The sequence below is a fragment of the Psychrobacter sp. AOP31-B2-9 genome (assembly GCF_052378005.1).
Taxonomy (GTDB): domain Bacteria; phylum Pseudomonadota; class Gammaproteobacteria; order Pseudomonadales; family Moraxellaceae; genus Psychrobacter.
In genome coordinates this window covers 1-12864 of sequence record NZ_JBQSXG010000016.1, presented here as the reverse complement: position 1 = coordinate 12864, position 12864 = coordinate 1, and the positions used below count along the sequence as shown (strand labels likewise).

Here is a 12864-nt window from a genome sequence, read left to right as displayed (position 1 = left end):
AATTCGATCAATAGTGATCTAAATAGCCTAAAATAGCTAAGGTTTGCCATTAGCGCCAAGTGGTTTGATTTACATAGGTTTCATCTCTGTACCAGTCCAACTTGCGATTTTACTTTTTTATAAATTACATACTTTGAATCTTGTCACGTAACGCTGGCAAGTGACGACGGCCCACTGCCAATGTTTCATCGATACCTTTAAAGCGTATCTGATACTGCCCCGCATCCAAGGTTTCTAAGTAGTCTAAATAGCTAAGGTTGATAATGGCATTACGATGCACCCGAAATAAACGATCTTCAAACTCTTGTTCCAGCTCTTTGAGTGTCTCATCAATAAGTACAATACCGCCCTTGTGGCGTACTTTGACATACTTTTGGTCAGCAGTAAAATAATAAATATCTTTGATTTTGATCAGTTCAACGCCTCGGTGGGTACGAGCAGCGATATGCTCACGTACTGGCCGCGTAGTTGGGTCTTCGAGCTTACGAATTTCATTCAATTGGGCCGCATTTAGATTTTTTGCTTTGTCGAGCGCCTCTATCAACTCGTCTTTATTGGCTGGTTTCAATAAATAACCAATAGCATTGGCCTTTAGCGCTGCAATCGCATAATGATCATAAGCGGTGACGAATATAATCGCTGGCGGATGTTCAAGTCTCGCAAGCTCTTGCGCGCAGCGAACTCCATCCATCTCAGGCATACGAATATCTAACAATATAATATCAGGCTGCTCAGTTTTGACGGCGATAATGGCTTCCGTACCTGTTGTTGCTTGAGCAACCACCTGATGACCTGATTCTTTTACAATGCGGACCAAACGCTCACGTGCTAGTGGCTCATCATCACAAACTACAATACGCATTTAAACTCCCATCTTGAGACAAACTGGATATTTTAATAGATGTCACATACATATTATCATTCATCGTCACTTACCTAGCATTATTATATTAAATACAGTTATAAATAAAAGAAATTAACTCTACAATAATCGATAAAATGTGGATGATAACAGATCTGGTCTACTGTTATTACTTTACATCGTACTCGTTATGTTTAATCACCAATGGTTAAACATAATGAATCTTTGCCTTATATAAATACAAGTTAAAACAATAATATAGACATTAAGTATAATGCAATAAGTATGCCAAGCCTTATTCACTAAAAGATATAGAGCTAAAACAAGTCATAAAAAATATCATAAGCTGACATCTTGGAGAGGATAGTCAATGATAGTAATAATTTGAGTATTGGTAACGGTACTTTTAATATCAGCGCTTTGACCAAAGTAAGAACGTAAACGCTCAGCTTGAATGTAAAAATTCATGTTTTGGCGTAAATCATGGTTAATAATCAGCGTTTTTTTGGGTAAGTCAACACTTATCACAATTGCTACTCGATGCATCTCCCACGTTACGTTAATCTTGATATAAACAACTTCGGTCGTCAGCTCAACCACATTTAGTAGCATGCGCTCCAATATGCTTTGTAAGGTTAGGGCCGTGACGACCATATCATACATAATATCTTCGTCAGGCAGGTGCCAGCTCACTTCAAGCTTATCTGCCAAACGGCTCGACTCGATCGCCAAATAATGCTCACAAAGAGCTATCTCTTCTTCGAAGCTAATCTCTCTTGCGCCATTAAAGCTAGCACGAAATAGTGCAGAAACGTTCTGTAATAAAGCGGAAGCTCGTGGAGGATTGGATTCGATAAGTGACACAAGCGTATTAATGGTATTAAAGAAAAAATGCGGGGACAGACGCGCTTTAATCACATCATTTTGGGCACTTAATTTTTGTTCGAATGACTGTTTTAGGGCATTCACCTCACGATAGCGACGTAAAAAATACAGTAAAAATACTAGGGTAAAGCCACCGCCAATCAAGGTATCAAACACGATGGCTAAAATAAATGTTTGACTATTATATTCAGACCAACCCATATTAATCGTAATGAGCTGAACCAAAGCTATTGAAATAGCACTAGCCGTCATAAGCAAGGCCACGACATACAGACTGACTTTAGGTATATTCATGCTTTTGAAGACTGGTCGCAGATAATCTATAATATATAACGATGGCATAATACTAAGTATGTTTTGAAGCGCCGCGCACATAAATTGAATTAAAAAGTCCGACCAAGTTGCAATATCATAACGACGCACCACCGTAAGAAACAGTGACCAAAAAAAAATATATAGCAGCCATTGCCAAGGTTTCATGGTTTCCATGAGCTTAGGTATAAAAAACTCTAAGCGCTCCGCTAGTAAGGCAACCTCATCCTTTGCTATACTTGAGCTCTTATTCTCTTGACTTGTCTTGTACCGATATGAACGCCAATTCTTCAAACCCTAGTAATCCCGAATCAAATGTAACCGCATCTGTCTCTAATTCTAACACAGATGTTTCCAAAACAAATAAAACCCCTACCAACAGTGAGGGTCAACAGATGTGGGGTGGTCGCTTTAGTGAAGCGACGGACAGTTTCGTTGCCGCCTTTACCGCCTCTGTCGGCTTTGATCAACGCTTTGCACGTCACGACATTCAAGGCTCAATCGCACACGCGACTATGCTTGAAAAGTGTGAAATCTTAACGTCTGATGAAGTTGCCACCATCATTGATGGTCTACAGCAAGTATTACGCGAGATCGAAGCCGGTGAGTTTAACTGGTCAATCGCACTTGAAGACGTACATATGAACGTTGAATCTCGCCTCACTGACGTGATCGGTGCAGTTGGTAAAAAACTGCATACAGGCCGAAGCCGCAACGATCAGGTGGCCACCGATATTCGTCTTTGGTTACGTGAAGAGGTAGATAACATCATCGCCTTATTAGTACGTCTACAGAGCGGGCTACTTGATCTGGCTGAGCAACATACTGATACGATCATGCCAGGTTTTACCCATTTGCAAACCGCTCAGCCTGTAAGCTTTGGTCACCACGTCATGGCATGGTTTGAGATGTTATATCGTGATACCGAGCGTCTGGTCGACGCACGCCGCCGTATCAATCAAATGCCACTGGGTAGCGCTGCTCTTGCTGGTACTACGTTCCCAATCGACCGTACTATTACTGCTGAGTTGCTTGGTTTCGATGGTATTTGCCAAAACTCACTTGATGCCGTATCAGATCGTGACTTTGCCATTGAATTTACCTCTGCCGCGTCTATTCTCATGATGCATATGTCACGCATGAGTGAAGAGATTATTCTGTGGATGTCAGCCCAGTTTAACTTTGTGCAGATTCCAGATCGTTTCTGTACGGGTTCATCAATCATGCCACAAAAGAAAAACCCTGACGTCCCTGAATTGGTACGCGGTAAAGCGGCACGTGTTTTCGGTCAACTTATGACACTGCTTAGCCTGATGAAGAGCCAGCCACTGGCCTATAACAAAGACAACCAAGAGGACAAAGAGCCGCTTTTTGATTGTGTTGATACATTGACTGGCTCACTTCTCGCCTTTGCTGATATGCTACCAAACATCACGCCAAATAAAGAAAGCATGCGTGCGGCCACCATGAAGGGCTACGCAACCGCGACTGATTTGGCTGATTATCTAGTACGCAACGGCGTGGCTTTCCGTGACGCTCATGAAGTGGTCGGTAATGCTGTGGCTTTGGGCATCAACGAAGGTGTCGATTTGAGCGATTTGTCACTGGCACAGCTCCAACAGTTCAGTGATGCTATCGGCGATGATGTATTTGATTACCTAACGCTAGAAGGCTCATTAGCAGCGCGTGACCATCTAGGTGGCACTGCGCCGAACCAAGTCAAACAAGCCGTAATCAATGGCCGCAATCGTTTAAAAGCCTTTGCTTAAAGGTTATTTAAACGTCGACTAATTGATTTATTTAAGATTGAAAACACCCGCTACTTTTGCGGGTGTTTTTGTATCAGTCACCTCTCCTATACACGATATAACAGATACCCTTTGATAAATCGTCTAAGACCGTTATCATAGGCTAATACTATTATTCGACATATAACTGATAAGGAATGCTTTATGACTGAGACCTTTAATCCTCAAGCCAATACCGTGTTTTGCCGTAAATATAAACAAGAATTACCAAAAATGCCGCATCCTCCTTTTCCTAACAAAAAAGGTCAAGAGCTACAAGAAACGGTCTCTGACAAAGCATGGAAAGAATGGCTGGAGCAGCAGACCATGCTGATTAATGAAAACCACTTGAGTATGCTGGATCCTGCAGCCAAGAAGTTTTTAACTGAACAACGTGATAAATTTTTGGACAACGAAGATTATGAGCGTGCACAGGGTTGGACACCAGAAAGTTAGGGGCTGTTAACTGCCTAATCACCAAAAAAACGCGCTATATCAATATAGCGCGTTTTTTGATAATGAGGGTGTGTCCTATGATCAGAATACCCGTCAGATACTTTCTACTGCTCTTCACTATCTGATGCTTCAAAGTCAGTCACTGACATGGTGACTGATGTCGTATTAACTTGGCGCGCTGCCATACGATCATTGGCTTCTTGTACGGCTTTTTCGACCTGTGCGTAATCTGAGTGACGGACATCTTGACCACTACTATAGTTGATCACCAGCTCAGCGACATTCTGTGCATGATCACCAATACGCTCCAATGCCCGCAATACCCACATAATATTCATGACTTTTGAGACATGCCTTGAGTCTTCCATAATATAAGTCATCAACGCACGAATCGCTGACTGATACTCATCGTTGACCATATTATCATTACGCATAACCTCAAATGCCTGTTCAGCGTTTGACTGACTAAAGGCCTCTAGTGCATTGTGTAGCATCAGACGCACTTGATTACTGAGATGTTGCACCTCTGCATAGCCATATGACAGTTTGCCTTGTGCAGCGATCTTACTGGCCATTTGAGCAATTTTTACGGCTTCATCACCGATACGTTCTAAATCCACCACACCTTTACTGATAGACATAACCAAACGTAAGTCACTGGCTGCGGGCTGGCGTTTTGCGACTAATAGCAAAATATGCTCGTCCAACTCTACTTCCATTCGGTTTATTTCGAAGTCCATATCAATGACTTCTTGTGCTAGTATCTCATCTTTATCGATAAGCGCATGGATTGCTTTAGCAACCTGGTTGGCCGCCTGATCACCCATGTGTAAAAACAATCGAATGGCTTCATCTAAATCTTGGTCAAAACTTTTAGAGATATGCTTATCATTTGGCATAAGAGGTATTCCCTGAGATACATATTTTAGTAGCGCGGTGAGATTTTTGAATTAAGCATCAACCATAACGACCTGTAATATAGTCTTCTGTCGCTTTTTGAATAGGGTTCGTAAACACTTGATCCGTCTCGCCCATCTCAATCATATCGCCTAGATACATATAAACCGTATAGTCTGACACGCGCGCTGCTTGTTGCATATTATGAGTAACGATAGCAATCGTATAATCATTTTTTAAATCTTCAATCAAATCTTCGATAGCCCCTGTCGAAATGGGATCTAGTGCTGATGTTGGCTCATCGAGTAGCAATACTTCTGGCTTAGTCGCGACGCTGCGTGCGATACATAATCGTTGCTGCTGGCCACCTGACAAAGATAATCCAGATGCCTTCAGCTTGTCTTTAACTTCTGGCCATAATGCTGATTTTTTGAGTGCCCATTCCACGCGGTTGTCTAGCTCAGCTTTGCTCAGTTTTTCGTAGAGACGTACGCCAAAGGCGACATTGTCATAAATTGACATTGGGAACGGTGTTGGTTTTTGAAAGACCATGCCGACTTGGGCACGCAGCAGGTTCACATCGACATCTTTACCCAAGATATTATTACCATCTAGGTTGATGCTACCTTCGGCACGCATACCTGGGTAAAGATCATACATACGATTGAAAGTACGTAGTAGTGTCGACTTGCCGCAGCCTGAAGGACCAATGAAGGCGGTGACTTTTTTATCAGGAATATCGATATTGATATTTTTTAGTGCTTTAAAATCATCATAGTAAAAACTTAAATCTCGAATCTGCATTTTTGCCGGTGGCATGTTTTCAGGCAAGTCATTAAGCGTCTGCTTGGTCAGGTTCGCAACATCTGGTTGCTCCATATTTGTGCTAGTGGACATTGATCTGTTTAACAGGTTATCAGTTGTTGTCTTGAATTGATCAGTGGTTTTATCTGTACGGGTTTTGCTGATGACATCATTCATAATATTGTCCAACCTAGCTCGATTAATTTCGTATAGTTTTAAGTAAATGCTCAATGTCGTATCATTTCATTGAGCATTGGGTCTTACTTAGTCTGACCTCTACCACCAATGAATCTTGCTAAAATATTTAGTATCAAGACAGAAGCAGTGATAAGTAGCGCAGCGGCCCATGCTAATGTATGCCAGTTATCATAAGGGCTCATCGCAAACTGATAGATGGTATTGGGTAAATTGGCAATAGGCTGACCCATGTCGGTACTGAAATATTGGTTATTTAGCGCGGTAAATAGCAGTGGCGCTGTCTCACCTGTGATTCTGGCAAAGGCCAATAAAACTCCTGTAGTCAATCCTGCTTTAGCCGCCTTGATTGTCACTTGCGTAACCATTTTCCATTTAGGCGTGCCAAGTGCATAAGCGGCTTCGCGAATACTGTTAGGAACCAGATTGAGCATGTTTTCAGTCGTACGTACCACCACAGGAATAACGATGAGCGCCAATGCTAACGCACCTGCCCAACCAGAGAAACTTTGACCTTTTACCATCAGTGCATAAATAAATAGACCAATAACAATCGACGGTGCTGATAATAAAATATCATTTAAAAAGCGCGTTACCTTGCCAAGCATACTGCCTTGCGAGAACTCAGATAAATAAATACCTGTCATAAGACCAATAGGCGCTCCGATAAACAGCCCTGAAAATGCCAACATCACCGAACCAACGATGGCGTTACGTAGCCCGCCTGCACTCATTGGCGGTGGTGTATCAGCCGTAAATATCGGCAGTTGCACCATACCCTGAAAACCTTCCACCAGAAGTGTCAGCAGAATCCAAAATAACCAAAACAAACCAAAAACCATCGCTGTCATTGCAAAGCCTAGACCTAGCTTATTAGCCCAGCGACGCTTGTTATAAAGACTTTTGTCATAACGTCCTTGGAAACCATTGAGTGGTAACGGCGCACTGATTGCATTAGTAGCGTGGGTAGCATTGTTAGAAGGCATAAAACGTGTTTCCCGTATTTTTATCAATACCAATAACCATCGACACTTATTGATTTAATCGAACTGTGGCAGTCAAACAATTAGCGATTGCCTGCTTTATGATCCATGCGCATCAGCATGAGTTTAGCGAGTGATAGCACGATAAAGGTAATCACAAACAAGATTAGGCCTAAATGTAGCAAGGAGGCTAAATGTAACTCACTCGATGCTTCCGCAAACTCATTTGCCAAGGCTGACGTAATCGTGACACCAGAGGTAAATAAGCTTGGACTGATATTAAAGGCATTACCGATAAGGAATGTCACTGCCATGGTCTCGCCCAATGCGCGACCTAACCCTAAAATGACACCGCCAACCACACCAGCTTTGGTATAAGGAAGGATAATCTTGAACATAACTTCCCAAGTGGTCGCGCCCATTCCATAAGCTGACTCTTTAAGCAGGTCTGGCACGACCGAAAAGACATCACGCATAGTGGCTGCGATAAAAGGAATGATCATGATGGCAAGTACTAGCGATGCGGTAAACATACCTAACCCCATTGGCGCACCTGTAAATAGCTTGCCAATGATAGGCAGTGGACCAATGTGTTCGATGAACCATGGCTGAATATGGTCGCCAAAGAAAGGAGCAAATACAAACAATCCCCACATACCATAAATGATAGAGGGAATACCTGCTAATAACTCAATCGCAATACCGAGCGGTTTTTTTAAGAATTTTGGACACATCTCAGTCAAAAATATGGCAATACCAAAACTGACGGGAACCGCAATTAAAATGGCAATAAAAGATGTGATCAATGTGCCGTAAATAGGCGCCAATGCACCGTACTCGTTGGCAACTGTATCCCAGTTATTGCTGGTATAAAAGCCCAAACCAAACTCTTGAATACTCGGCCATGCACCGACTATCAATGAGACTAAAATACCACCTAAAGACATTAGGACAAGAATGGCAAAAGCTTTGGTTGCATTGACAAACAAAAAATCGTAGCGTTTTTGTTTGGCCAGTTGGGACCTTAAATCATTCATAAGTGTCTCAGCATTGAATAGGGTTGAGTCAAAATATTAGAAATCTTTATTGGGCTTTATCACAGCAAGCTTAGGAGCAAATTTACTGTGATAAAACCTCTCAAATAACTACCGGAGAATAGTTATTCGAGAGGGTAACTGCAAAAACGCTAAATAATATTTAACAGAAATCAGTTACTGGGCTGCTGTATAAGCTGGCTGTCCATCACTGCCCTTCACTTCATTCCATTTATCTTTGAATAACGCAACGGCTGTATCAGAGAAAGGAACGTAATCTAGTGCCATGGCATCATCATCACCTTGGGTATAAGCCCAATCAAAGAAGTTCAATACGCCAGCCACTTGCTGAGGGTTTTCTGGTTGCTTATGTACTAAGATGAAAGTCGCAGCGGCGATTGGCCATGCTTGTTCAGTCTCAGAGTTGGTGATAACTTTATAAAAGCCTTCTTGTTGCGACCAATCAATATCACCGGCTGCTGCAAACGTTTCTGCAGAAGGTTGCACGAAATTACCCGCCGCATTTTGTAAGGCTGTATGTGACATATTGTTTTGCTTGGCATAAGCATACTCAACATAGCCAATTGAGTTTTTCATACGATTGACGTAGCTTGATACACCTTCATTACCTTTACCGCCTGCACCAGTAGCAGAAGTTGGCCATTTCACAGTCTTATCAACGCCGACACTGTCTTTCCAATCCGTTGACACTTTTGCCAAATAATCAGTAAAGTTAAAGGTAGTGCCTGAGCCGTCTGAGCGGAATACAGTAGTAATCGCAGCATCAGGTAGCGTTAAATCAGGGTTCGTGGCTTTAATCGCAGGATCATTCCAGTTGTTAATCTTACCTAGATAGATATTTGCTAAAGTCTCACCGTCTAACTGCAATTGACCAGGCTCAACACCATCAATGTTTACGATAGGTACGACGCCACCGATAACCGTTGGAAACTGAATCAAACCAGCTTCATCTAACTCTTCAGGTGTCATAGGTGCATCAGAAGCGCCAAAATCAACTGTTTTTGATTGGATTTGCTTGATACCGCCAGAAGAGCCAATTGACTGATAATTCACTTGACCACCAGTAGCAGCGTTGTAGTCGTAAGACCACTTAGCATAGATAGGCTGCGGAAAAGAAGCACCAGCACCAGTGATATTCATTGCGATATTTTCAGCAGATTTAAAATCTGTGGCAGATGAAGACCCTGCTGTTTGGGTAGTTGCTGTCTCAGTCGCGACAGCACTATCAGCAGCAGATTCTGTCGTTTCAGTTGATTGATTACATGCCGTAAGTACTAAGGTACAACTAACGGCTACTGCTAATAACGAATAACGCATGTAAGACTCCTAAAGTTTAACAACATACAAAAAAGCATTGTTTGTGACATGCGTGCTATCTTGCCAAGTTTTTATGACAGTTTAATGACAATTTCATGACCAGCCTTTTATTTGCTATTAATGATTAAGGTATGTACACCATTCAATCGATAGCCTGCTAAACGCTATAAAAACAACTCAATTACCTATAGACGCTATAGTTAAAACACGATACTCGCCCCTAAATATTATTAGGGCGTTTCCTCATTTTAAATATGGTAATAAAAATGAGATAAATTGCCGCCAAACGAGGAAAATAGTACAGATAATATCGAGATATTGACCAACTATTTAACGATGTTTGGCAAAATTTAGCTATTTTTAGCCCATTTAGAGGACACTCGTTTGAATTGAGGACACGCCCTAGCCCTCTATGAATAATTTTGTTAATATGAAAGAGATTTACAACACTGACAGACTCGGGGTGCGATGTATAATTGGCCTGATTTATTAAATTTACTTTATTAAATCGGCCACTTTGATACATTCGCTGAGAGATCACCCGCCGAACCTGATGCGGTTAGTACCGACGCAGGGAAGTCTTAAGCACTTTGTTATGTATGACAAAGGACGTGCAGAAATGCCTTTTTATTATCATGACTATTTTAGTATACGTTTGACGTTACTAAAGTAGTGAGTATCAATATAAAGTTGCGTCCAAGGTTACATCGACATCATCCGCGACGACCCTGTTTGGTCGTTGGCTGATGTTCATAAACTGAAATTGTCTAGATTACAGATGCCACCCCCGCAGCTACTGGCGGTGTTGCTTTTATTCAAAAACCAACACGCTAGGACAGCATATGACGACTTCTAATATACAAGCAGCACAGACTCACATCCCAGCTGATGACACTCTTCTTGCTTCAGAGCCCGCTCAAACGAGCCACAGTAAAGCCGATAAAAAAGCGGATGCGCTAAAAACGCCAGCTCACCGCACAGCAAGTGATGCGCGATTCGAAGAAGATGCTCGCGACTTACATCGTATACTTCCAGCCTCTCGCAAAGTCTATATCGAAGGCTCACGCCCTGATATTCAAGTACCGATGCGCGAAATTACCCTAGACCCTACTCCTATACAAGGTGTCGACGAAGCCGATTGGGAACAAAACCCACCCTTTTATGTCTATGACACCTCTGGCGTTTATACCGATCCCAACGTCGAAATTGATTTGACAAAAGGTTTGCCAAAGCTGCGTGAAGGCTGGATAAATGAACGTGGTGATACTGAACAATTAAGCGGGTTGTCTAGCTCATACGGACAAGCGCGTGCCCGTGATATCACTACTGCGAACCTTAGATTCGCTCACATCGACAAACCTCGCCGTGCCAAAAATATCGACGGAAAAGCTGGTAACGTCACGCAAATGTACTACGCGCGTCGCGGTATCATCACTCCAGAAATGGAATATATCGCCATTCGTGAAACGCAAAAACAGCATGAGCTGACCGATATGCGTCAACACGATGGTGAGAACTTTGGCGCCAATACCCCTACGGCTATTACCCCTGAGTTTGTGCGTAGCGAGGTAGCAGCAGGTCGCGCGATTATCCCAAACAACATCAACCACCCAGAGTCTGAGCCGATGATTATCGGACGCAATTTCTTAGTGAAAATCAATGCCAATATCGGTAACTCAGCACTAGGCTCTTCTATCGATGAAGAAGTGTCTAAAATGACGTGGGCCACGCGTTGGGGTGCGGATAACATCATGGATCTGTCGACTGGCAACCATATTCACGAAACCCGTGAATGGTTGATTCGTAACTCGCCAGTACCGATTGGCACCGTACCGATTTATCAAGCGCTCGAAAAAGTCGATGGCGTGGCAGAAGACCTCACTTGGGAAATCTTCCGCGATACACTAATTGAGCAAGCAGAACAAGGCGTCGATTACTTCACTATTCATGCAGGCGTACTACTACGTTATGTGCCACTCACTGCCAATCGCCTAACGGGTATCGTCTCGCGTGGTGGCTCTATCATGGCGCAGTGGTGTCTCGCTCATCATCAAGAGAGCTTCTTATACACGCATTTTGAAGACATCTGTGAAATCATGAAGCAGTACGATGTGGCCTTTAGCTTGGGTGATGGCTTGCGTCCAGGTTGTTTGCAAGATGCTAATGATGAAGCACAGTTTGGCGAGCTGCGCACCCTGGGTGAGCTGACCAAAATCGCATGGAAACATGATGTACAGGTGATGATTGAAGGTCCAGGTCACGTGGCCATGAACCGCATTAAAGAGAATATGGATCTGCAACTTGAGATATGTGAGGATGCGCCTTTCTACACTTTGGGGCCATTAACCACCGACATCGCACCCGGTTATGACCATATTACCAGCGCCATTGGTGCGGCGATGATTGGCTGGTTTGGTACCGCTATGCTCTGCTATGTCACACCAAAAGAGCATTTAGGACTGCCCAATAAAAAGGATGTCAAAGACGGCATCATCACTTATAAGATTGCCGCTCACGCAGCCGATCTGGCCAAAGGACATCCAGGGGCACAGTCTCGTGATAATGCGTTGTCTAAAGCACGTTTTGAATTCCGCTGGGATGATCAGTTCAATCTGGCACTCGACCCTGACACGGCACGTGAGTTCCATGACGAAACGTTGCCAAAAGACGCGCACAAATCAGCACATTTCTGCTCGATGTGTGGGCCAAAGTTCTGCTCCATGAAAATCACCCAAAACGTGCGTGAATATGCAGCAGGTTTGGATAAAGCTGCTGCCAATAAAGTCACGCCGCAAACCGGTGACTTAACTGATGCAGGTCATTTGATTAAAGAAGTTGATACCGAGCTGGTTCGTCAAGTTGGTGAGGCCAGTGCTGATGAAGTTAGCAAAGGTATGGCTGAGATGACCGAGAAATACAATAGCGAAGGACGTCAGTTGTATACAGAGGTGTAATAATTTTTAAATAATGTTTTCTATATAATAGAGATCTAGATTTTAATAGGTCTCTATTTTTAAGAATAAGAGTAGTATAATCATATCAAAATTTTTGTTTTTTTAACTTCTGCTAAAACTTCCTGATCAGCTATCATAAACAATAACATTTCTATTAAGTATGCGGATTTCGTATCTCTATAAATCTGCTCAGCTATTCTGCCAATCAAGTTGCAGTAAGCATGATATGCTTCCTGTGGCTTAAGATATATATCTGGAGACTGCTTTAGCTCGTTGGCATGAGCTATGTTTAATATTGTCTGTATATCGAAATTAACTAATGATTTGTTTCTACTATTTGGCATAGGGAAATATTTG

At 42.7% G+C, this 12864-nt stretch carries 10 protein-coding genes, 1 pseudogene and 1 riboswitch; of the genes and pseudogenes, 3 read left to right on the top strand and 8 right to left on the bottom strand.

The genetic code is table 11. The annotated features are described in order from the left end of the window. Window positions 1-124: 124 nt before the first annotated feature. Both ACT3SX_RS03500 and ACT3SX_RS03495 read right to left on the bottom strand, forming a co-directional pair. Window positions 125-862 (bottom strand): LytR/AlgR family response regulator transcription factor, encoded by a 738-nt coding sequence (locus tag ACT3SX_RS03500; protein ID WP_192518369.1) that lies wholly within the window; start codon window positions 860-862, stop codon window positions 125-127. Between the two features lie 339 nt (window positions 863-1201). After that, window positions 1202-2041: a histidine kinase gene (locus tag ACT3SX_RS03495; RefSeq protein ID WP_225739066.1), complete on the bottom strand. Its 840-nt coding sequence runs from the start codon at window positions 2039-2041 to the stop codon at window positions 1202-1204. Between the two features lie 413 nt (window positions 2042-2454). Between ACT3SX_RS03495 and argH the strand changes: the two genes are divergently transcribed. Next, window positions 2455-3828 carry an argininosuccinate lyase gene (gene argH / locus ACT3SX_RS03490; RefSeq protein ID WP_192518366.1) on the top strand — a complete coding sequence of 458 codons (1374 nt, stop codon included), beginning with the start codon at window positions 2455-2457 and terminating at the stop codon, window positions 3826-3828. Window positions 3829-4011: 183 nt separating this feature from the next. Beyond that, window positions 4012-4302, top strand: coding sequence for an oxidative damage protection protein (locus tag ACT3SX_RS03485; RefSeq protein ID WP_192518319.1), 291 nt, complete (start codon window positions 4012-4014; stop codon window positions 4300-4302). Window positions 4303-4406: 104 nt separating this feature from the next. On the opposite strand, the gene phoU is transcribed toward ACT3SX_RS03485, so the two are convergent. The 5 genes from phoU to pstS form a co-directional block, all read right to left on the bottom strand. Beyond that, complete coding sequence (gene phoU, locus ACT3SX_RS03480; protein ID WP_192518320.1) at window positions 4407-5201, bottom strand: phosphate signaling complex protein PhoU; 795 nt, start codon at window positions 5199-5201, stop codon at window positions 4407-4409. A 58-nt stretch (window positions 5202-5259) separates the two neighbouring features. After that, complete coding sequence (gene pstB, locus ACT3SX_RS03475; RefSeq protein WP_192518321.1) at window positions 5260-6180, bottom strand: phosphate ABC transporter ATP-binding protein PstB; 921 nt, start codon at window positions 6178-6180, stop codon at window positions 5260-5262. 83 nt (window positions 6181-6263) lie between these two features. Then, window positions 6264-7184, bottom strand: a complete 921-nt coding sequence (gene pstA / locus ACT3SX_RS03470; RefSeq protein ID WP_192518322.1) for a phosphate ABC transporter permease PstA — start codon at window positions 7182-7184, stop codon at window positions 6264-6266. A gap of 80 nt (window positions 7185-7264) precedes the next feature. Continuing rightward, a complete protein-coding gene (gene pstC, locus ACT3SX_RS03465) occupies window positions 7265-8218 on the bottom strand; it encodes a phosphate ABC transporter permease subunit PstC (protein WP_192518323.1) in 954 nt (317 codons plus the stop codon). A gap of 174 nt (window positions 8219-8392) precedes the next feature. Next, window positions 8393-9553 carry a phosphate ABC transporter substrate-binding protein PstS gene (gene pstS / locus ACT3SX_RS03460; RefSeq protein WP_442069526.1) on the bottom strand — a complete coding sequence of 387 codons (1161 nt, stop codon included), beginning with the start codon at window positions 9551-9553 and terminating at the stop codon, window positions 8393-8395. A gap of 449 nt (window positions 9554-10002) precedes the next feature. Then, window positions 10003-10147, top strand: a riboswitch (TPP riboswitch). Window positions 10148-10395: 248 nt separating this feature from the next. Here pstS and thiC point away from each other — a divergent pair. After that, window positions 10396-12507 carry a phosphomethylpyrimidine synthase ThiC gene (gene thiC, locus ACT3SX_RS03455; protein WP_442069527.1) on the top strand — a complete coding sequence of 704 codons (2112 nt, stop codon included), beginning with the start codon at window positions 10396-10398 and terminating at the stop codon, window positions 12505-12507. A gap of 80 nt (window positions 12508-12587) precedes the next feature. On the opposite strand, the pseudogene ACT3SX_RS03450 reads toward thiC, so the two are convergent. After that, window positions 12588-12864 (bottom strand): annotated as a pseudogene (locus ACT3SX_RS03450) (hypothetical protein); the annotation flags it as partial.

Bases quoted from the DNA above. Each gene is read 5' to 3' on its own strand.
- pstC (WP_192518323.1), bottom strand. From the start codon at position 8,218: ATGAATGATTTAAGGTCCCAACTGGCCAAACAAAAACGCTACGATTTT.
- ACT3SX_RS03500 (WP_192518369.1), bottom strand. From the start codon at position 862: ATGCGTATTGTAGTTTGTGATGATGAGCCACTAGCACGTGAGCGTTTG.
- pstB (WP_192518321.1), bottom strand. From the start codon at position 6,180: ATGAATGATGTCATCAGCAAAACCCGTACAGATAAAACCACTGATCAA.
- ACT3SX_RS03495 (WP_225739066.1), bottom strand. From the start codon at position 2,041: ATGAATATACCTAAAGTCAGTCTGTATGTCGTGGCCTTGCTTATGACG.
- pstS (WP_442069526.1), bottom strand. From the start codon at position 9,553: ATGCGTTATTCGTTATTAGCAGTAGCCGTTAGTTGTACCTTAGTACTT.
- phoU (WP_192518320.1), bottom strand. From the start codon at position 5,201: ATGCCAAATGATAAGCATATCTCTAAAAGTTTTGACCAAGATTTAGAT.
- thiC (WP_442069527.1), top strand. From the start codon at position 10,396: ATGACGACTTCTAATATACAAGCAGCACAGACTCACATCCCAGCTGAT.
- pstA (WP_192518322.1), bottom strand. From the start codon at position 7,184: ATGCCTTCTAACAATGCTACCCACGCTACTAATGCAATCAGTGCGCCG.
- argH (WP_192518366.1), top strand. From the start codon at position 2,455: ATGTGGGGTGGTCGCTTTAGTGAAGCGACGGACAGTTTCGTTGCCGCC.
- ACT3SX_RS03485 (WP_192518319.1), top strand. From the start codon at position 4,012: ATGACTGAGACCTTTAATCCTCAAGCCAATACCGTGTTTTGCCGTAAA.